This is a genomic window from Pedobacter alluvionis, from assembly GCF_003664035.1.
Lineage (GTDB): Bacteria > Bacteroidota > Bacteroidia > Sphingobacteriales > Sphingobacteriaceae > Pedobacter > Pedobacter alluvionis.
Map to the genome: position 1 here is coordinate 313,892 of NZ_RCCK01000013.1, position 21,954 is coordinate 335,845.

General features: G+C 40.5%; 15 protein-coding genes. 10 read left to right on the plus strand and 5 right to left on the minus strand.

The genetic code is table 11. The features are described 5' to 3' along the window. Positions 1 to 51 precede the first annotated feature (51 nt). Positions 52 to 1,239 (minus strand): hypothetical protein, encoded by a 1,188-nt coding sequence (locus tag BCL90_RS18130; protein ID WP_121285520.1) that lies wholly within the window; start codon positions 1,237 to 1,239, stop codon positions 52 to 54. 185 nt (positions 1,240 to 1,424) lie between these two features. Beyond that, positions 1,425 to 2,477, minus strand: coding sequence for a hypothetical protein (locus BCL90_RS18135; RefSeq protein WP_121285522.1), 1,053 nt, complete (start codon positions 2,475 to 2,477; stop codon positions 1,425 to 1,427). Positions 2,478 to 2,727: 250 nt separating this feature from the next. Here BCL90_RS18135 and BCL90_RS18145 point away from each other — a divergent pair, with 250 nt between their 5' ends. The 8 genes from BCL90_RS18145 to BCL90_RS18185 all read left to right on the plus strand — a co-directional run bounded on the left by BCL90_RS18145 (position 2,728) and on the right by BCL90_RS18185 (position 10,813). Continuing rightward, entirely contained in the window at positions 2,728 to 4,635 is a 1,908-nt protein-coding gene (locus BCL90_RS18145; protein WP_121285526.1) for a hypothetical protein, read from the plus strand. A gap of 265 nt (positions 4,636 to 4,900) precedes the next feature. Then, complete coding sequence (locus BCL90_RS18150) at positions 4,901 to 5,656, plus strand: hypothetical protein (RefSeq protein ID WP_121285528.1); 756 nt, start codon at positions 4,901 to 4,903, stop codon at positions 5,654 to 5,656. 146 nt (positions 5,657 to 5,802) lie between these two features. Further along, on the plus strand, positions 5,803 to 6,120 hold the full coding sequence (locus tag BCL90_RS18155; protein ID WP_121285530.1) for a helix-turn-helix domain-containing protein: 318 nt from the start codon (positions 5,803 to 5,805) through the stop codon (positions 6,118 to 6,120). A gap of 701 nt (positions 6,121 to 6,821) precedes the next feature. Then, positions 6,822 to 7,385 (plus strand): BfmA/BtgA family mobilization protein, encoded by a 564-nt coding sequence (locus BCL90_RS18165; RefSeq protein ID WP_121285534.1) that lies wholly within the window; start codon positions 6,822 to 6,824, stop codon positions 7,383 to 7,385. A gap of 2 nt (positions 7,386 to 7,387) precedes the next feature. Beyond that, the gene (locus tag BCL90_RS18170; RefSeq protein ID WP_121285536.1) at positions 7,388 to 8,362 is read left to right on the plus strand and encodes a DUF5712 family protein; all 975 of its coding nucleotides are present in this window, start codon (positions 7,388 to 7,390) and stop codon (positions 8,360 to 8,362) included. 751 nt (positions 8,363 to 9,113) lie between these two features. Further along, a complete protein-coding gene (locus BCL90_RS18175) occupies positions 9,114 to 9,659 on the plus strand; it encodes a Crp/Fnr family transcriptional regulator (protein WP_134380360.1) in 546 nt (181 codons plus the stop codon). A 192-nt stretch (positions 9,660 to 9,851) separates the two neighbouring features. Further along, the gene (locus tag BCL90_RS18180) at positions 9,852 to 10,331 is read left to right on the plus strand and encodes a hypothetical protein (protein ID WP_121285539.1); all 480 of its coding nucleotides are present in this window, start codon (positions 9,852 to 9,854) and stop codon (positions 10,329 to 10,331) included. Positions 10,332 to 10,444: 113 nt separating this feature from the next. Continuing rightward, entirely contained in the window at positions 10,445 to 10,813 is a 369-nt protein-coding gene (locus BCL90_RS18185) for a hypothetical protein (protein WP_134380357.1), read from the plus strand. 47 nt (positions 10,814 to 10,860) lie between these two features. On the opposite strand, the gene BCL90_RS18190 is transcribed toward BCL90_RS18185, so the two are convergent. From BCL90_RS18190 to BCL90_RS18200, 3 genes are read right to left on the minus strand one after another with little or no spacing between them, the layout of a single operon-like run. Further along, a complete protein-coding gene (locus tag BCL90_RS18190) occupies positions 10,861 to 12,261 on the minus strand; it encodes a RagB/SusD family nutrient uptake outer membrane protein (RefSeq protein ID WP_121285543.1) in 1,401 nt (466 codons plus the stop codon). Positions 12,262 to 12,271: 10 nt separating this feature from the next. Beyond that, on the minus strand, positions 12,272 to 15,487 hold the full coding sequence (locus BCL90_RS18195) for a SusC/RagA family TonB-linked outer membrane protein (RefSeq protein ID WP_166792089.1): 3,216 nt from the start codon (positions 15,485 to 15,487) through the stop codon (positions 12,272 to 12,274). A 14-nt stretch (positions 15,488 to 15,501) separates the two neighbouring features. Further along, on the minus strand, positions 15,502 to 16,080 hold the full coding sequence (locus BCL90_RS18200; RefSeq protein ID WP_121285547.1) for a TlpA family protein disulfide reductase: 579 nt from the start codon (positions 16,078 to 16,080) through the stop codon (positions 15,502 to 15,504). Between the two features lie 1,059 nt (positions 16,081 to 17,139). Between BCL90_RS18200 and BCL90_RS18205 the strand changes: the two genes are divergently transcribed. Both BCL90_RS18205 and BCL90_RS18210 read left to right on the plus strand, forming a co-directional pair. Next, positions 17,140 to 17,514: a hypothetical protein gene (locus tag BCL90_RS18205; protein WP_121285549.1), complete on the plus strand. Its 375-nt coding sequence runs from the start codon at positions 17,140 to 17,142 to the stop codon at positions 17,512 to 17,514. A gap of 302 nt (positions 17,515 to 17,816) precedes the next feature. Then, complete coding sequence (locus tag BCL90_RS18210) at positions 17,817 to 21,902, plus strand: leucine-rich repeat domain-containing protein (protein WP_121285551.1); 4,086 nt, start codon at positions 17,817 to 17,819, stop codon at positions 21,900 to 21,902. Positions 21,903 to 21,954 lie beyond the last annotated feature (52 nt).

Sequence of the window (21,954 nt, forward strand, 5' to 3'; positions counted from 1 at the left end):
AAACCCAATATAGTTATTCTTGAAAAGTTAAGATTTGAAGAAAAGCGGCTATCACCAATCCATATTTGCAGCATTGTCGAACATCTCCATTAACCGGTAAGTAAATTCGGTCATGAGCTCCAAATCTTCAGAGTATCTCGCATATGTTCCATCATTCGCATAAGTTAGAATCGTTGGCAGTCCACATTCCATTAAATAATAAAATGCAGGGGCACATTGACCTGTTTTCAAGTATTGAACAAAATCTTCTGTGAACTTAACTACCTTATCGTCATCAAAGCTCAACATTCCGGTGAGTGAATAGCGATTATCGTTTTTATTAGTTAACAGAACAGGTACTGCGCCAGTTTTAGAATGAAAGCTGAATGCGTTTCCTTCCTTTCCAAATGACCCATGAGCAACAAAATTTCTTAATTGTTGCCTAATTAACAGCAGCTCATTATAAAACTTGTCTGCCTTTGGTTCCCCCAATTTAATGGCCTTAATATACTTGTCTTTCCAGTAACCACCACTCAACTGAGCAACCTCTTCTCCCGTTTTAAGATTTCCATTGATTATTGCAATGTGGATAAAAATGTGCTCGGTCCAACTAAAAAAAGCTTCTATTGCTGAAATGGCCAGCCAGTTTTTCTGTTGTTGAAAGCTATGACTTTCGGCACTGTGAATACCGTCATAAAGGGCTTTAGATATAACACTAGCCTTGGGATCGAATGCGCCCTTAGCCCTAATTAATTCAGCAGCTTGCTCATTATAGAGTTTCACCAAGTATTCATACCTGTAATAAAGCTCAGCACTCCTGTTTGTTATGTTGAGTTTAGAAGATTTCACAGCGTTTTCAGCCAGCAGATCATAGAAAGGTTTAGCTTTGGTTACTGCTCTATTTATCAAACCAGTGATCTCCCTAGCTGCTATCTCGTCTTCTTTTATATCTTGTACGAAAATCCCTAGGCCAAATTTCCTGTATTCTACTAGGAATGCCTTACCCTTGTAATCAATTGGAAAACTCCATGCAATTTTTTCAAAATTACCAAGATTTTTAAATTTTAGGAGTTCTGCAAATAAAAAATAGACAAGATAATACTGGGGTAATTTTGCCCCTGCCTCACTTCTTTCCGCAGAAAACAGGAAATCTTTTTTTGCCGAAGTATTCCCATCTGATTGGTTTATAGGTTCTAGAATTTTTAAAACCTCAATCCGTAGTTTATCAATATCAATTGCTGTTTTTATCTCTTTTTGCATCGCATCTTAAAGCTGTTATTGGTTAATTCCCTTTATTAAACCTAAGTTCGATATTTAATTTAGAAAATTGAATTGAAACCACCGGCTAGATCATATCTGCCAAATTACGACATTAAAGCTTTTATATTCTGGCGACTTATTGGCTAGTCAGTGTTATAGTGGTAATATAAATTTAGTATTATAAACTAAATGTGGCTGTTTAGATTTACTACCACATTCAAAATTTCAAAGGGGTCCGAATATAATTTGCATTTGTAATGTGCTGTACAATCGATTGGTTTTGTTTTTAAAAGATGATGAAATTTTTTCTCAGTAAAAAAATAGTCGGAATAACCTACGCCTATGCAGGAATGCGAAAGATCGTAAAAGTCATTCTTTTGTACCTTTCTAGCCTTTTCGATATTGATGGCAGCGAGAATAGCCGAATGAAGGTAGAGAAAAGGTGCAGAATATATATAGAGAGGTAAGTTTTCTAAGGGATTTACTTTACTAATTGGGGTATAATTAATGAGTTTTTTTAATGATTCAGTTTGAGAAACCAGTCCTTGGACAAGAAGTGCCTCATAACTGTGTTTGGCTGTATCTTTTAATTTGGTATCATTGACCAGTTCAGCGAACTTTTCAGAAGAGTCATAAAAATCCCCGTTAGTTTCTTTCAGATATTCCAGGACCGTCATTTCGGACATGGAGTCATACATAATATTATATAATAAATCAGGCTCATTCTCCATTTTTTTTAATGTAACTGCTGCGAGAAATCTATTTGCCTCAAATACTGAACTTAAATGGTATTGATCAATAGGTTCCTTACCAGCCGTAATTAGATCAATGTTAATATATTCAAATGTACATGCGTTAAGACCGTTTAACACAACTGCCACATGCAAACTATCCATTATTTTTGCAGTCCCCAATTTCCTATCCAATGGCATTTTTTCTACTTCGGTTAAAATTGAGTCAGAGGTGACACAAACAACTTTCATTTTGATTACTAATTCTAATAGATTTTCATAGATACTTTTGTATAGAATCTTTTGTTCTAGTTTCATTTTTATATCATCTTCCAATGCCATTCGGAAACTAATCCAATATTTTAAGTCGATGAAAATTATTCTTTTGCCTACAACTTTATCATATGGCTTCTTTCTCATCAACTCGATAAACTCAAGTCTTGGAAGTCGATGTATCCCGTTCTCATCTAGTAACAAAGCAATTAATTCTTGATCGGTATAGCTCATATTTTATTAATACTGAAGGTTGTCTAGGATAAACATATTCTCTGTTTAAGGGGCTGGTAAATTTTAATGTTTTTTATAAATTCGAAATGTCTTCAGCCGAGATGTATAAGATCAGACATCTTTGAATTACTTTATTTACTGCAACATGTTCCTAGAGACAGCCGTGGTGATGCTGGATCTGTTGATGTAAAAATTATTATGAAAAATATAATTGTAACTTTCCAAATAAAAATTAACAGCTTTCAAACAGATGGATCAACCAAATTTTGAAGATTCAAAACCCACAGTTAAAGGTAGACGGATACTCTCGGCAATAACCTCACCGTTTCGAAAAGTAAGGAAGTTTTTTAGAATTTCTATTTTCAGAGCAAGGTATTATTTAAAATATAGAATACGTTTAAAAGAGTTCGTCATTATTGAGCCACGGATATTTCTTAGCTTACTTGGAATTACAATAATTGGATATTTATTGTTATCTCCAAGACCTTGGGAATTAAGATTTCCGTCGCGCGATAATGAAGTTTATCTTGCCGAGAATATCCTTCGTACAATTAGCATCTTCGTGGGTATTGTATTTTCATTCATCGTACTTTCCTTCAATGTTTTTTATAAATATTTTGGGAGATTTACTTTCATACAGTTTTTTAGCAATGTCTATGTAAAATTCATCTTTACTTTTTTTGTTTGCACTATTGTCCTAGTGCTCTATACTTGCGCGATTTTGAAGGAATCAGAGGTCAGAACCGTATATGGTGATTTCTTGTTTTGTTGTAGTGTTGTGGTATCTCTACTACTGGTGTTATCGATAATCCCAGTTCTTATTCTTTTGTTAAGGTCCTCACAAAATAGAGATAATATATCCCTTCTAATATCGAACTTTAACAAGGAATGGACTGAAAGTGAGTTTTTAAACCAAGTATTTAACCGTAAAAATGGGAAAAACTCTCAAGAAGATAGAGACCCGATTAACTTAATTATAGAGATAGGTACTGCCGCAATAAAAGATTTCGATAGACAAAGTATCATAGCAATAAAAAATGGATGCCTCAAGCATTTTAATATCATCCTAAACGAATACAAAGTAGCCGAAGGTATATCTCCTTTAGACTTCTATGAGCGACAGATAGATTTAGGAAGAATACTGTTTCAGGTTGCAATAAAGGAAAGAAATGAGAATGCTGCGATTATCATTATTAAGATGCTATTGGAGGTAGAATCAATTTATATTGAGCATTTTGAGCATTTTAATCCTTATGAGCACGAAAACCACACTTATGATGGTATACCATTTTCTGTAGCAATGAAAGAAACTTTTGTAAAAGCAGTACAATTCAATGAGGATACAGTGGCTCAGCGTATAATCGATACCTGTAGATCTTGGCTAGAATTGATCATTAAGGTATATCTTCCAAAAATTAAATACGACTTTCCTAAGGAAAAAGGTATATCACTTGATAAACAGTCTTATCTTATAATGAGCACATACAGTTCGTTAGGCCAAATATTCAAAAGTGCTTTATCTTATAAGAAAACTTTGATATATAAGGAGATATCAAGCTTATTCAATGTAGTTGATCTCAATATTATCGATTCTAACAATACTCGTAATACCAAAGTTTTTTTACTTCAGCAAAATGGCTCACACTCGCTAACAGAATTTAAGAATTTTATAAAGCAACTAGATTCAGAAATATCATTTGACAATTATCCATTCGGCATTGCAACTTCGCATGAAATATCAGAAGTGAAAAGTCAGGTTCCGTTGCAATACGAACTTAAGGCATTTGAGTGGTTGTTTTTTCAAAATAAACTCAATGTGTTTGTAATTAATAGCCTAAAAGCTGTTGCTCTTCATGCCATCTCAATGTTTGAAAAAGATAATAAGGGAGCGATTTCTGTATTGCTGTCAATCATCAGAAAATTTAATGAGGTAAAGAATTATATTAGGTCAGAAGATACTGATCATAGGAAAGAAATATATATATTATTATATAAATATCTTGAAATAATAAAAGACTATGCAGCCACGAAGGGGATAAAAGACAAGAACTTAATTGATGAGTGGGACAGTGTTCTAAAAACTTTTCCTATGCGTGACGATTTTCAAAAACAACTCGATTCAAAGGGGTATATCGTTAAAGATCATCTCGATGAGTAAAAAAGCATTTTGGCAAAAATGTGACAGTTAACATTTGGTGCGGAAAATAAACAGGGAAAGGATAGTAAAAGGAAAAAATAGATTTCATTGAATGTCATCTTCAATAATATGTCTATCCCCTTCTAAAGGTTGCACTCATAAAAAACAAATTCTGAAATGGCAATATCCGGAAGTTGCCTACAGACCTGAATAGTTGTATATTGCTATCAATTGTTAATAGTTCCCTTTCTGGTTACTGAAAGCGAACCCCACTCCATAATTTATCATGACAGAACGTTTTTTTAAATTTCGGGGGAGATTTGACTTTTCTCCACATCCATATGAGATCGGCAATCCAATATTCCATAACAGAAAATTAGAGGATAATTTCTTTGCGCTGAAACTTTACAGTCTGCCTGATGGTGAATACAAAGCGTTTTACGATTTTCACCTTAATCATTATCTGCTACGGAATCCAGATGGTCGTGAGGCCTTCTTCCGTAAAGTAAACCGGAGCATTCAAAGAAGAATTAATTTTTATTCAGCTAAGGATCCATTCAGATCCGTATATGAGATTCACTCGGCCAATCTTGATAAATTAGAAGCCTTCCAAGGATTCTTAAATACCATTGATGAATGGAACGTAAACACTTCGACAGAAAAGATGCTGAATCAAAGGGATGCAGAAATTGCGCAGCTTAAAAGAAATCTGGCAGATTTACAGGCTCAGCTCGATGAAATCCTGCAGTATGAGGCGAGTGAAAAAATAGTAATCAACAATGGGAATTTAGCGTCATTTATGGATCTCATGCGTCAGTTGCAAAAACTGATGCTTCCAAATGGTAAAAGGCTGGTGAGCACTCAGGGTCATAGTCCCTGGTATAAGATGATTGCCAAGAATTTTGTACATGGAGATAAGTTAATACCATTGGCAACCGCCCAGAATTATTTTTCTTCTGAAGACTCTTCTAAATATATTTTCATATCTGATAAGGATCGAGCTTTTGATATCGTTCCGGTTAAACCTGTTAATCGACATTAGCCTATTTTAAAGCGCAGCTATGCCCAAACACCTCCATTGGGCATCTGATTACATGTTTCTGTTCTCACTTTTGATGTGAAATCTCCAAATAGATAGCTTCTTGTTATAGCTAGCTGGAGAGCATTGATCATTAAATTTTAAGAGACATGAATTTAGACCTGGTAACCAAAAGTGATCTGCTTGAACTAAAAAGCGAGCTGATCGAAGAGATCAAAAAAATTGTTCCACTCCAAACGACTGCGCCCGATGAGTACCTCAAAAGTTCTGAGGTCAGGAAACTGATGAAAATTTCAGCCGGTACACTACTGCACTTACGGGTGAGCGGCAAATTGCCCTTTACCAAGATTGGCCGTATTGTATATTTTAGCCGTGAGGATATCAGGCGGATCTTGGGTAATGGTACGCCTGAAAATGCGGTTGTCAAAAGATTATTTCGGGGGGAGGCACATGGGGAGCATAAATAAAAACCTTGAATATCTCAAAGACCGGATTCAGGCGGATCAAAGGCTTTCGGCGTTTCACGTGAGCCTTTTGGCTGCGCTGATCTTTGCCTCGGAAAATTCTGGGTTGACTCACCCTTTTCAGGTCAGCCGGAGCAAGCTGATGCGTTCATCCAAGATCTATTCAACTTCAACCTATCACAAGTGTATTGGTGAACTTCAGGTTTTTGGATACATCTTTTATAGCCCATCCTATAATCCATTCCTCGGAAGCAGGATATCCTGGAACCTGGAAAACGAAACTGTGTTAAGTTGCGGTTTATCTTAAGGGTGGATACGGTTTGTGAGTGTAACATAATAGCAGGAGCATTTTAAAATAGAGCTTATTAATATTCTTATGGGAGATCTGTTGGGATCGGTCTCCCACTAAAAAACTTTGAGGGGTTAAAGCAGTATGCAAAAGGTCCTTTTTCATTTCCAGAAAAAGGAGCAAGCGGTGGTTGGGCAGAGCCTCACCATCTGGCCTTTACGCTAGCGTAAAGGCCGTTTGGAGAACCCTCCAGGGGTTCTCTTGACCGCTGGAGGCGGTAGGATTGAAGAAAAAAGAACCCTGGTGAGGGTTTGGGATATACAGATATGTATATGCATGAATAGATGTATATCTATAGGGCAATATATATTGCGATATACATAACAAGTTACTTAACGAACAACGAAGAGCTGAAATGGAAACTTTAAGAACTATAAAATATAATACGCAGACTGCGCTTAAAATGGATAAGATCGCGCAAAAGCTTGGCCGTCCGAACCGGCTGGTTTTTGCGCAGATGGTGGATTATTTTTTTCGGAGTAAGAAAGATCCGCTGGATATAAATGATGAGCTATTAAAGAATACACTGCTCAGGCAGCATAAAGATTACATCGGTTTTATCAAGACCCAGGAAAACGACCTGCTTATTCCGATCAAAAGAGAGGTGGATCGGATGACAGGTAACCAACGTGATATCAATAACATTCTTAAAGAGCTGGAGAAAAGAAGCGGTACCCTGGTCAATGGACAAGGTGAACTTTTATCAGCCGGAAAGAATTACAGCAGCAAACTATCGAATACTGATGAGATACTCAAAAACATCCTGGTGAAGTTATCGACAAGGGAGCACCTTAAAAAACAGTTTCACTACATACTCGGCACCTACATCAAAAGCAGGGATGCTTTTAGTATCATGACTTCAGCCAAAGAGAAAGAGGAACTGATCAGAATAACCAAAAGCCAGATTGACTTTTTATAGCCATGTACATCAATATAACTGATAACAAAGAAGCCAGTAATAAGGGCAGCAGTGGCGGACTGGTAAATTACCTGGAAAAGGAGAACCGGACCGAGGATCTTAAGCAGCCAGAACTATGGTTCAATGGAAACCGGCAAGATGTGGAGGCATATGAAGTGCGCAGGGCAATCGATGGAAACAATGCAAAGCTAGGAAGGAACGAGGCTAAGTTTTTCCTGATCAACATCAGCCCAAGCCAAAAGGAACTGGAGCATTTAAGGAAGTCGGTTGGGGATCCTGATATGAAAGATGTACTGAAAGCATATACAGAGAAAGTAGTGGATGAATATGCAAAGAACTTCAGACGGCCTGGGATAACCAGTAATAAGGATCTGCTCTGGTTTGGCAAAGTGGAGCACAACCGGTATTTTAGCCATAAGGATGCAGCGGTTAAAGATGGTAGCCGCAAACGTGGAGAAAAAAAGAGTGGAAACCAGCTGCATATACAGGTAATCGTCAGCCGCAGGGATATCACCAATAAAATAAAGCTGAGCCCTATGAACAGCTCGAAAGGTAAAAATGCTGAGCACTCTAAAAAAATGGGGCAGTTTGACCGGATGGCTTTTAAGCAATGTGGGGAGCTTTTGTTTGATGAACAGTTTGGCTTTGAGCGAAACCTTAAAGATACTCTGGCTTATGCCAATATTTTAAAGAACGGCACTTTGCAGCAAAGGGAGCAGCTGGATGTTCTGCTGGAGGGTGCTGCAAAAAGCTATCAGAGTAGATCAGTAGCCAATGATCTTGCTCGTGATGTAGCTAAAGGATTGTTTTCTTCTGTCGGAGATATGTTGCAGGTGACAGGTAAATCAGTTGGAGACTTTTTAGAGGTATTGATAGCGCCTGTTTATGTTCCCGATATTGCGGCTGATACTGTTGAGGAAGCTGAAAAGCGACGACGTAAAAAGTCAAGGAAGCAGGGACAGGGTATGCAACGGTGATAGGATAAAGCAAAAAACTTATTGGAAACTAAATCAGTAAGAATCAGTTGAGTTATCCCCCCCTGCACAATTGCGGCCTGCAAACCCCACCCCTGGGCCTTCCATTCGTTTGCTTTTTGCATCTACCGAAAAAACTGTCTGGTCGATTGTTACTCCCAAAATGAAGACCTGCTGTAATTGTTTTTTCTTAAGCAATACATTTTCCGGGTTTCCTGCAACCGGTATAAAGTTTACATCGGAATGTATTTGATGTTGGGAGCAGATCTGTCCGAAACTTACTGGTTCAGCGTCACGTTGGTACCAGCGGAGATTATAAACCGCGCTATCATTTAATCGCTAATGATGCGCTACATGGGGAAATCAACGGCTCAAAAAGACAGTCAAACTTTATTTTACCATGCAGAAACATCATTTCACCACGCAAAAGCTTATTTGGCGTAGGTCATTCGTTTTTTATCCTGATGAATTTTATTTTTCTGTACAGAAATTTTAAAACGGCAAAATTAGCGTAAAAAATCGCCTAAGATGCCGACAAATGTCGGCATCTTATAAAAATTTCATTCCGAACTTTGGAAATGTGCTGGGGAGCTTTCGTCACGGTCAAAAGCCTACTCGTCCAACCAGAACTACTCCTTGTGTAAAATATTTGTATCTGGGTTAGGGATAATTTATGTTTCGGATAAAACAGGATAAAATAAAGTAAAATTAATTTCCTCTTATAAAAAATATGGACAGTCTGAATCAAAGACTTATGGAACTGAAATATGCAGACCAGCAACTTGTAAAATTGCTGGAGCAGCTTTTTGTGCGCCAAAGCTTTGAGAAAGGCATGTTTCTGGACACACCTTATAATTCTTCCTCATTTATCTGCTTCATGGAAAGTGGCCTGGTCTGCGGGTATTCTTTAGAGGATAGAAAGCGGCATATATCCTGGGCTATTGAAAATGGATTTTTTCTTTCCTCCACCGGTTTTTTTAGTTCTGTTTCCGGCAGTGAATATATTTATTTCCTTAAGGACAGCGTGGTGTGCCTGCTGAGTCTGCCCAGGGCAAAACATATTCTAGAACAAAACCCTACTTTATTGTTCATGCTGATTGAGATCTATGAAGAACAGCTCAATACGGTTAAAAACCGGGAGCAGTTGTTAAAGATCGGGCATGCAGAAAAAAGATATCTGCTTTTTAGGGAACAATACCCTAGGCTGATGAATAAATTGATCCATGATGTACTCGCTTCTATACTTAATATTGAGACTAAATACCTCTACAAGATCAAGAAAAAATTTTTTCGAAAATAAATCAGTTCTCTACCCGTTGTCTTACATTCCTGAAAGGCGGTAAATTATTCTCTTTTTCCACCTTGGAATACTCAAAAAGGACACTATAAATTCCCGAATGGTGCTGGGGTTCCCTAAATCTGATGGACCTAACTTTAATTATATCATAAAAAAATTGATGGGGAGTACCGACTTGGCTGCCATTAATTCCTGATGGTAAATATCAGAACAGATTTACAGGTCCCTGTGGCTGTGCCTGTAGATCAGGACAAAGCCCGCGGTACTGGAAAGAAATGCCGGGCATCTGATACATGGAACGTGGGTACAACGATAAAGTGCAAAATACAGGGCAGGCCAGCGCCAAGGTTGCGCCGCTTTTCAAAAGGAAAACAAAGTCAGTATAAAGGGATGAAAGTTTTAGATACAGCAAAGATAACAGACGTGGGCAGGATCATATCCTTTATTGCCGCACTTGCCTATATGGTAATGCTGTTTATCGGATTTGTCATTTACTGCATGGCTGCCATGATCAGGATGTACGTCTATTATGGCAAATTGGACTTATGGTATCCTGATGTCCAAAAGAGGGCTCTTCACAGATTCGTTCACGACCGCAAACACAGTCTCTTCGCGGTTATCCCGGATGCTGCTGACAACTTCATCCGGGAAATGGGAACGAGATTCATTATTTAATGAAAAAGGTTTCCGGCGAGGTCCGCCTAAGGACAACCTTAACTAAACATAAAATAGAAGTTTTTGGAATACTTTTTTGATCTTATAAAAAGTCGCATATCATGGTAAGAAACATGAAAAACAATAAAAAAACATGGCTGGGAGCCATGTTTACTTTTGCTCTTGTAGCAATTATGGGTTTGACTTTTGCGTTTAAACCTGCAAACCTGTCGAAAATTGAAAAAGCAAAACGCGTCAATTATTATTTTAGGTTTACGGGAAGCCCGTCCGAAGAAGCAGACAGGACGCTTTGGGAAAATGTACCTTCCACAGATCCTGCATGCGGTGGCACAAATGATGGTTGTCTTATCGCTGTTGACGAGAGTTATACAACGCTTAGCGGTACCGATAGGATTTTGACTACCGATGTGCCAGTTACATCAGGAAGTCACCAAAACCCGGTACTGGGCGATATGGTGAAAGCCAGTTTTAACAAAAACTAAATATTTACATAAATGCCGGAAGATGATCAGGTCCGGCATTTATTTTTTTACCATCCGGGATTCTGTGCAACCCCACTCAAAATTACAATGTCATTGGGCAGCGGCAATGCAAATTTCTCCGTATTCGGCTGCAGGGTATATTCCTCCCCATTCAATTTCCGCTTCAGAATGATATTGGCACCGTCTAGGTTTAATCTCTTGATATCCATCCATCGGAGCCCTCTGAACAATAATTCTTTTCTTCTTTCCTTTAGGATAATCGATAGCGCCTCTTCTTTATCTGCTGCTGTTAGTGGAGTATAGGGAACCGTGTTTTTCCAACGTTTTTTTAACAGTGTATTTAGGGCAGTCATTGCCTCTCCAGTCTCATTAGCCCTTGCGAGGCACTCTGCTTTTATCAATATCACTTCGTCCGTAGCAATGCCGGTAAAAAGTGCATTTGATCCCAGTGCCCGGCTTAAATAGGTTCCCTTGAACATCTGGTATTTCCCGGATCTGGCAAAATAGATCGATTTCCGGAGATCATTCGGATCATAACTCTGATAGAGATTGCTGTCTACTGAGGCATATAATGGAGAAATATTAAAATAGGAGTACGCTGAAATGTCGGAGTGAAAAATGACCTCCGGATTATAGCTTTGGAAAGGTGCATTTGTTAATATATCAATGGTGTTGTAATCGATAAGATTGCTCTTAATATTCAGGCATCTGCTTGCATTCAGTAAAGCATTTGTATAATCACCCATCGAGAGATAAGCCCTGGCCAATAATGCGTAAGCTGCTGCCTTTGATGGCCGGAGCACATGCTGCGGGTTGTCAGGAAGAAGCTGCGCTGCGATGTTAAGGTCTGAAATGAGTTTGCGGTAACATTCTTCAACAGATGCCCTTGTTGATGGTACATTAAAATCACTGCCCTGCCTGAGAATAATACCCATATTGGAATTGGAAGAATAGGGATTGTAGGCCTGGGCATGTGTCCATAACAACTTTAGCCAGGACATCGCCCGGAAGAAAAGTGCCGATCCTTTGATGTTGTTTAGCTGAGAGACATCTGCTCCGTTCCTGTCTACCGCTTCTATCGCCTCCAGACAAATGTTACTGTTATAGATGACTTCAGCGGCTTTGGACCAGTCATTTGCAAATTCGTTGATATTGGGTTTCCATAAATAGGCGTCCTGTGCCCTAAGGTTCAGGATTGCAAAATTTTCCGGTGTAAGAAAATAATCATCTGCCGATGCTTCATCATATCCCGGCGTGCGGGAATTCATTGTAAGGGAATTATCCAGAAGTGCCTGCAGGTCCTGGGGCGTAGAAGGCGTAGTAATGTCGAAGCTTGGTTTCGAATCCAACAATTTTTTGCATGAAAGATTGATGATCAGACAGATAACGATCAACAGCCCGACAAATGTCGATTGAATGATCTCTTTGAGTCTATGATTTTTTGCCATATTCTTAATATTAGAAATTTAGGTTTAGTCCGAAGGTGTATGTTTTTGGCAGTGATAGAATCCCTGGATATTCCGGATCGAGGCCTTTTTTATTCTCGCGCCAGAGAATGCCCATATTACTTGCGTAACTGTAGATATTCAGTTTTTTTATCCCAATGTTCCCAAGAAAAACAGGTGAGAAACTATAGGAGAGATTGATGTACTGTAGCCTGATATGGTCTCCCCTTTCAACAGTGGCTTCAGAAAGCAGATAAAAAGAGTCCCTGTTCGAGTTGGCCGGATAGACAAGTGATGGTACGTCTGTCAATAGCTCATCACCTGGTTTCTGCCATCGGTCTGTGAATTCTGAATGACCAGTCCCCTGACCGAATAGCTGGGTATAAGAAAGGGCTGGCCTTCTGAAATAATAGCCAAATTTATATCCGATATTCAATGACAAAGATAAGCCTTCATAGCTAAAGGTATTGATCAGTGATCCGGTTTTATCCGGGAGACTGCTGCCATGGTAGATGATACTTCCGCTGGCAATTCCGTTTCTGGTACGGTCCAAAGCGATGGCCCGGTAGTCTATGCTGGGTTTACCGTTCAATATCCCCTGAGGGTTTCCTGCGCCGTCCAGGCCGGCCCATTTATAACTCGCAATGCTGTACAATGGATAACCAACAGCCGGGGTTATTGCACTTCCGCTTCCGACCACGCTCGCCGTGTAGCCTGCAGGTCCAAAATAGTTCGAGGTAACAGCCTTATTATAATTGAACATGAAGTGGCTCTGCCAGCTGAATTTTCCTTCAATATTTCTGCTGTGAAGATCTATTTCAACTCCCCTGCCCTTCATGTCAGCAACATTTCGGGTTATATAATCACTTTGGCCCCATGCGGTATAATCATACGGTACCGGACCATAAAGATCTGAACCGTGTTTACTGTAAATGTCTATGCTGCCGGAAATCCTGGTTGATGAGGTGGCAAAGTCAACGCCAATGTTTAGCTGTCCGGTCTTTTCCCATTTAAGTTCCGGGTTGTTCAACTGGTTGATGCTTGCCTGCGGCAGATTTGCCGGACTGTTGTCCGAATAACGCAGGATTGCCACCGCTGTCCGGGTTAGATCCACATTGCCCTGATATCCATAGGTTATCCGCAATTTGAGTGTTGTTAACCAGTCCTGATGGTAGAAGGGTTCCTTAGCAATATCCCATGCTCCGCCAATGGACCATAAAGGTTTCCACTTATCATTGGCATTAACCCCGAAAAGGTTCGACGCATCCCTTCTTGCGCTTGCCGATAGGGTGTACCTGTTCTGATAGGTGTAGGCGAGATTGGTGAAGGCAGAGACAAAATTATTTTCCATTCGGGTAAAAGATTGACCGCCCGGAATATTTTGATTGCCCCCTGTAATGAAATTCGGATAGGCATGTGTGAGATCAACATTCGCCAACAGTAAGGGATTTTCCTGATACCCATAGTATGTACCCGACTGCCCTTCACTCTCCGAGTTTCTGATCTCTGCACCTATAATACCGGTAAGCACCCCTGAAAATAAACTTTTATCCACATTTACCTGGGCACGTAGGTTATGGGCGGTTAGAACAGAACTGCTCTGGTAAAGAATGCCTCCTTTTGGAACAATATAAGAGATCATTCCTGTTGTCGGGCTGATCTGGGTAAAGGTATTGATCATATTCCTGGCAGCATAGCTTCCAAGTTCCTGGATGTTGTTCGATCCGCTTTGCTGACGTTCATACTGGTATCGGGCTTCCATAGATAGCCAGGATAAAATGGTCTGCCGGATGCCTATATTACTCAGAAAGTCGTTCAAACGGAATCGGGTAACTGCATGTTTATAGTCTTCCAAAGGTACATAGCTCCAGTCCAGCAGTTTCCCATTGCCAGTGGTTGATGTGTATCTTTTGTTATAGTTTAGTGCAATTTCAAGCGGATTGCCGTCTTCATCCGCAAGGTCTAGGTACGGAACTTTCTTTCCTCCGATCTTGAGTGTATTAAGTTTGGGCCTGCCGCTTTCGTTCGAACTGTTCGTATAGTATATGCCCAGATCGATTTTTAGGTTTTTGTAGGGTACGTAACTATTGGTGAATTTAATATTTACCTTATCAAAAGGGGCATCAAGCTCTGATCTCCCCTGATCATATGCTGCTGAAAGACCGAAGGCATTCTTTTGCGTACCTCCTGAGAAATTAATAAAGTGTTGCTGGGTATAGGGTTTCCGGAGAAAATAACGGGAATAATCATCTCTGATATCTGTTTGTTTTAGCGCATTGATCTGCCTGGCCGAATCGGCAGCACTGATCGACAGATTTCTTCTTTTAAGTAAAACTTCAATTGCCGGCGTTAATGCCGCATAGGGCTGGTTGTTGATCACGCTATTAAAGGCGCCTTTAGCAAACATCAGCTGCTCCACATCTATAAAATCTGACGAAGAAATTTCAGGCAGCTTAAAATTATCGCTCTTCTCGGAGATGATAAGGCTCGACCTGAATTCGACCGATGTTTTCTGGTTCAGTTTGCCCTTCTTGGTTGTAATGACCACCACGCCGTTACCTGCCCGGGCGCCCCATATCGAAGAAGCTGCGGCATCTTTTAAAATGGTAATGCTTTCTACATCGTTTGGGTTAATATTGTTGATGTCACCGTCATATGGAAAATTGTCCAGTACAATGAGTGGATCAAGAGGGCCATTGATGCTGCTTAATCCCCTGACATTAAAATTCAGTTTTCGTTGGCTGTTTGTACTTGCCTTGGTATCGAAATTTACACCACTGGTAATCCCTTCCAGACGGGCCAGTATATTTGTGCCTGACTGTTCATTTAGCGAGGAGTTGTCAAGTTGTGTGAATGCTCCCGCTGCTCTTTCTTTTGGGATTTTCTGGTATCCTGTGCTTACATTTATATCTTCCAGTTGGTTATCTTCCTCAATCAGAAAAATAATTAGTTCTTTATCAATTGGAATATTAAAGCGTACAACTTGTTCTTTATACCCAATATGTTTCACCTTTATTTCATACCTGCCACTTTCTAAAACAAATGAAAATCTTCCCTCCGCATTACTTTGAGTTTGCGTTGGTCGCCCTTTTAAGCTAATATTTGCACTAGCAATGGGCAGACTGTCTTTGAAAGAAAGCACCCGGGCCATAAAAGGTTTCTGTGCAAAAACTAGCTGTGTTCCAAGAATGAAGGTTAGAATAGTTAATAGGGTTGAGGTTGACTTCATAATCTGTTGGTTAGTTATCGGACAGAAAGCAGTTGTTTTATCTGGCATGCATTAATGTATTGACTGTTGGTGATGGCGGCAACCGTGCCGTTGGCATCAATCCAGACGTAATGTGGTATAATCCGATGCGGGAACATCTGAAGTAAGCTACGGTCATTAATTACGGTTGGTAATTGTGGAGCTAATAAGAGATCCTTTCTTTTTAAATAGAAATCCGAAATCTTTTTTTCATTATCCCGTGTATTATAGCAGTTGACTAGAATTACTTTCATCTTTCCGGTGAAATTTTGTTGCAACTTGGAGAGTTTAGGCAAACTGCTTACGCAGCTACCGCACCAGGTTGCCCAGAAATCTAGAATTAATAATTTTCCTTTATATCCTGATAGATCCTTGTTAGTCAGGTCTTCTCCGTTATATATCTGATGTTTTGTTTTCCAGAAGTCTTCTGGCAGTTGGTCCCCGACCATTAGACTAGGAATGCTATCTACTGAAGATTGAGCTTTTGAGCTAAATGCCATGCTGCAATTCAGAAAAATGATTACGGTGCATACTGAATATATTTTTATTTGTTTTGATCTGAATTTCGGTTTCATAAGATTTTGGATTAGTACCACAGTTATCTCTAAAGTTGATTTGACATAGCAATCCCCTTACGATTGAAGTCGCTATTTTTTGTCATGATTGTTAGTTTGTTATGGGGGCGTCAGGAAAGATTTGGCTATTTGATATTGCTCTCCATTATCCGAAAACTAGCATAGAAAAACCAAGGCAGGTCATCATTAAAGAACCTATTTCTATTTAACCATTCATGTTACCTGCCTTTGGTCGTAATAGATTATACAGGATTCTTAGGCTTTAAAGCGTAAAGCCTATCGAAAGGATAGTAATTTCTAAAGCTCATAGTTTCAATTGAATTTATTTGATGTGTTCGAAAATTTGGGCAAAAGCCAGCCCTTCCGCATTTTAATGTGCGGATACGGAAAACCGTATTTGTTATTAGAAAAAAGATACTTACCTTGGGATTGCGAAAAACCATTGTACTGCACTTTGCCTAATCAGCAATAAAGGGCTGGTACCAAGCTAAATTAACCCGCGGGGACTTTGTGCGCTCTTTCTTTCACACAGCCTTAGCTTTTTTGGGCCATATTTTTACTTGGAATTCTGGCATGCATTACGATGGAGAACAGATAACGTTCTTTAATAATAGTTGTAGGGAATAATTACGAATCACTTCCAGGAGGTGAATCATTTTGACGGCGCTTAATTTTTTCGTTTTCATAAACAGTTAATTTTTATGTAAAACGATGTAAACTCTACAGGGCAGAAAGCAAACCAGATTGGTATGAAACCAATAGGGCGAAACTCAATGCTTTTGAAAGAGGTACCGTCAAGAACCACTTAAGCCAAAGCTTAAGTTCCACAAAAGACTGACATGAGTTGCGCCCTATTGAATAATATATCACGAAGATAACAAAACTCAATAGATACGGCGAACTCACGATCGGCTCATGTGGAAAGTTTGACGGTTTTCTTTCATGAGAGACATCGTAAAAAGCAAGATGTAATCCTTACTCTGTTTGTCGCTATTAAACTAATTATTAAACAAATATAAATATTACTTGACTATTATGCAAGTTTTTTATTGATATATAATGCCGAATAAAATAAATGATATAGCAAAAGCCATTAAAAATTCTCCTTTACAAGTTGCTGCGTTGGCATTATATTTAGATGTTGATGATACAACAATAAGCAAATGGAATTCAAATATTGCGCAGCCTAGTTTAAAACGCCTAAATGAAGTTGGTGAAATTTTAGAAGTTGATAATAAAGACTTACTTAGTTCACAACAAAGAAAACAAACAGGACTTGCTGCCGCACTGCAAGTTGAATATAAAAGATTATTATCTACTGGATTGACAAAAAAAGTGGTAGTGAAAGATGATAATGGTGGCAACAAAGAGATTAATAATCCAGAAATGGTTAAAGCATTGAGAGACTTTGTCGCTAAAACTATCAAGTATTAAAAAAGTAGCAAAGCTTGGATAAATCAAGATGATTAAACTAATAACAAATTCGTCCCAGGACTTATCCATTGTTTTCTTAAACGAGTCCACGAGACAAAAAATCGACAATAGTTTGCGAAAAGTTTTAAGGATAGGTGCTAAGAATTACGTCATGATTATAAAAATTTTGATTGTAAAATAAAATACCTCAGATTGCAGCTGAAATCATCCAACGAATTAACGCCTCTCCGTACAGTTTGTTGTGCCCATCCAAATGGGGATTTCTATAGTAAACAGATTGTTAAACTGCATTAAAGCCATTCATGCGCGATTTTATATTCGAGGACGTATTTGCCTCAAATGCCGACGTCATTGTCGTGCCCATATCCACAAACGGCACCTGCTCTGCTAGTTTCCAGAGAGGCCTTGATTTCCATGATGTAACGCTTCCTCATAAAACTGTCCGTTACCGGTTGGGAGACATCCTGGTGCGCCAGACAAAGGGAATGTCGACGACCAGATATATCATATTGGCATGCTCGGTTGACGGGCGTCCCGGTAGCAGCTATGCCGCGATCCGGCAAATTGCCTACAACCTGGCCGATTGGACAAAGGAAGTCCGGAATATAAAGTTGATTGCAAGCCCGATACTCGGCAGCGGTGCGGGTAACCTTAGGCCATTTGAAAGCCATAACATCCTGGTGAACGCTTTCTACGAAAGAAATCCGGAATCCACCACTTCCCTGGACATTTACACACTTGACAAAGCTGTTTACGATTCCTTCGAAGGCAATAGGCTTAATCTGGACAAGTCCAGCGCAAACCTGGTACTGGATGCCACCTTGGGGCAGATTATGGAAGACGATACGACCCGCAGGATCACAACGGAAAACAATTTCTATTTTCAATTGGCCAAGAACAAATATCGCGAATTCATTTCATTTGAACCTCCCAGTCCTTCATTTTATAATCAGCTTGAAGTTGATTTCAGGAACAGCAGGACAACCTTTAGCAATTACATTAAGTCGGTGGAGGGCTCAGGGGGTGAAGCTTATAGGTTTCTCAAACTCTGCGGCGAGCTCATTTCTTATATGGATTACCACGCCTATAATAAAAGGGTATGGAACGAATATGCCGATCACAGGGTGCTGGCCAACGCATCTGTCCGCCAAAATATCTGGCTGACCAACCTCCTTCGGTTCAAGGATGGGACTTTTGATCAGGTCACTTCCAGCAATGTGCTCAATGCACTGATCTATTTGGATGACCCCTACCAAAACCTGAATATCTTATCCGAAAGGCACCGGGCGTCGATCAACGATGTATTTTTTGCTGGTTCCACACAACGATCGCTGACCTCATTGATTTTTGAGTATTTCAACACTGCAGGGATCCGGGCAGAAAACCCGGTGAACAACGGCGCACTTTATACCAGGATATTTTATCACCCTGATATCCGGGCAATGTGGTCAGCAGACAAGCGCCAGGGGAGCTATAGCCATGACAGTGAAATTGCCTATCAGTTGATCATGGAATGCCTGTATGATGGGGCAAAAGTCCTCGATCTGGGAAACTGTGGCATTACCAGTCTGGAAGACCTACCCGATCTTTTCCGCTGCACGCACCTTGAAGAACTTATTTTGAGTAATCAGTGGGCCCTGTTCGAGGGAGGCCGATGGCGACAGTATAGCAGTGACAACAGTGGGGCAAAAAACAGAATTACCCATCTGCCCGCTGAACTGAAAAGGCTCAAACGGCTAAAGGTTTTGATCTGCGGCGGGGATTGGAATTCAGAGAAACGAAGCTGGAACCGCTGGAAGATTGAGGACATGAGCCCTGTCCTCAGCCTGAGGTCACTTATTTTCCTTAACCTGAGCAATAACGAGATCAGCTATATTCCCGATCTTTCCGACTTGACCCAACTCAGGGTGCTACACCTGAACAACAACCGCATCCACTTTATATCAGCTCTGGAGGGCATGGAAAATCTCGAAGAACTTTACCTGAGCAACAATGAGCTGGAAGATGTCGGGTTTATCGGTGCGATTCCAAACCTGCATACCTTAGACCTGCACGCCAACAGGATCCGGGACCTGCGTCCATTGGAAGACCTGATCGCTACAATGGGTGTGGTCAACTCGAAATGGTACCCTGGCACGATCAACATTGCCAAGAATCCACTTGAACTGCCACCTATGGAAACAGTGGTTACCGGTAAGGATGCGGTACTCCGATACTTTATAGACATCAGGTCGGGAAATACTTATATCAACAAAGATGTCAAATTCATCCTCATGGGTAACAGTGAAGCTGGTAAATCTACCCTGGCCAAATACATCAACCACAGGACGGATCTGGACAAGCCACATTCACCTACCCACTGGATGGAGGAGAAAGTGATCGAGAGCAATTATTTTATCGATTCAATTGGTGCCAACTGTACCATCCGGCTCTTTGATTTCGGTGGACACGATTATTTCCACGATACCCACCATCTTTTCTTCGGGGTAAATACGATCTACATCCTGCTGTGGGAAACAGCCACAAACCATCTCTTTTTCCGTTCCACGGTACAAAACGAAAATGGCAGGGACGTTCCGGTATCTACACAGGATTATCCCATCCGCTACTGGCTAGACTCGGTAAGGTACTTTACGCGGGAACGGGAATCGGACAATTTCGGTTTTGAGATCGAAAAAACCGAAGCCTATAACAGCAGAATGCTCATCGCACAGAACAAAGTAGATCTTGCCGATCAGATAGACCATCTTGATAACCGGGCAATGAAGGCCAAATACCCTTTTGTCTACGATTTCCTCAATATATCGATCTATCCAATTGAACGCAACATGGCTCACTTTGATGCTGTTATCACCGAAATGCTCAATGGAAGCCGTATCATCGGCGCAGAACTCCCGGACTTTTACAGGCGGGTAAAGGAAAGCCTTCAGGATTACTCGGGTACACCGGTGCTGCAGATGGCAGCGTTCCACCGCTACTGCAATAACCTGCCCGGGGTGGATATCGATATCGACCAAACCAGATACCTGGTCAGTTACCTTAAACAGATCGGCGTTGTCCTATGGTTTCCAAATGGCGCTACTGGTGACCGGATATATGTGCATAAAAAATGGGTAATCGACAATATCTACCGTGCACTTAAAGGCCTTAAGGATAATAAGGGGGAGTTCAACCGTTCTGATCTGATTGCTAGGATGGGTAAAACAGATGATACGGGGGCGGAATCCCTTCTGGAAATTATGATCGAATTCAGGATCATATTCCGTCACCCGCAGGCAGGAACAGAGCGATATATTGCGCCGCTCTATCTCCCAAATGAGCCCGGCAATGCCGTAAAACTCTTTCTCAAAAAAGATCTGAAGCCTTACCGCCGTTTTGAGTACGAAGGTTTCATACACAAACATGTTGTCCTGGATATCTTCCAGCGTTATGGCAGCCTGTTGCTTAGCGAAAAAAGCGGGGAAAGCGATACCGGTGCTTATTACTACTGGAAAAACGGACTAATCATCAAAGATGTCCAGACCGAGGAAATTGTGATGATCAAATTCTTTATGGGCAACAACCATGGCTGCGCACATATCGACATTTTCAATATTGGCAAAGACAGCAAAAGACTCATCGACGGGGTGGCGGCATATATCCGTGAAATCAACGTGGATTATGAAATCGATGAAATGGTCACGCTCGACGGGAATGACTTCTTAAGCCTAAAGCTGCTGGAAAAACTGGCCGGATTGGGAAGATTGGAGTTTACGGAAAAGAAACTGGCTGACCAGCCCGCACTCCAGAAAAACACCAAAACATTTAAACTTAAGGATTACCAGATGTACCTACCAGCCAGGATAAAAAAGAAAAAAGTAGTAATATCCTATTCAAAAAAGGATGTCAAACGAGTGGATACCTTCATCCGCTACCTGCAGCCGATGATCGATACCGAAATGATCGAAAAGCCCTGGTACTGTTCAGACCTGTATGCCGGCTCAGAATGGGACGAGGAAATCCAATCCAATTTTGACCAGGCAGACATTGTCTTTTTTATGGTCAGTGACCATTTTTACAGCACCGACTACATCAAACGGCATGAAATCGAACGGGCTATCGACCGATATGATCGTGACAGGTCGATAAAGATTGTACCCATTATTCTGGTGCATTATGATTGGGCAAGAAATGAGCCCTACAATCTGCAGCGCTTCTCAGCCCTTCCCTATCAGGCTAAGCCGATCAGCGACTACAAAGATGAAAACATTGGCTGGCATATCGCGGCAAGCTGCATCAAGCTCATGATCGAAAAGGATCTGGATCCAGGCAAACCCGGCGGGATCGGCAGGGAACTGAAGGAACTGTATGAAAGGCAGGTTGAGGGAAAACTGGACAATAACCACTAAACGACTGCTGGCCGCTTGAAGCACTGGTATTACCTGATCGACAGACTGGGAA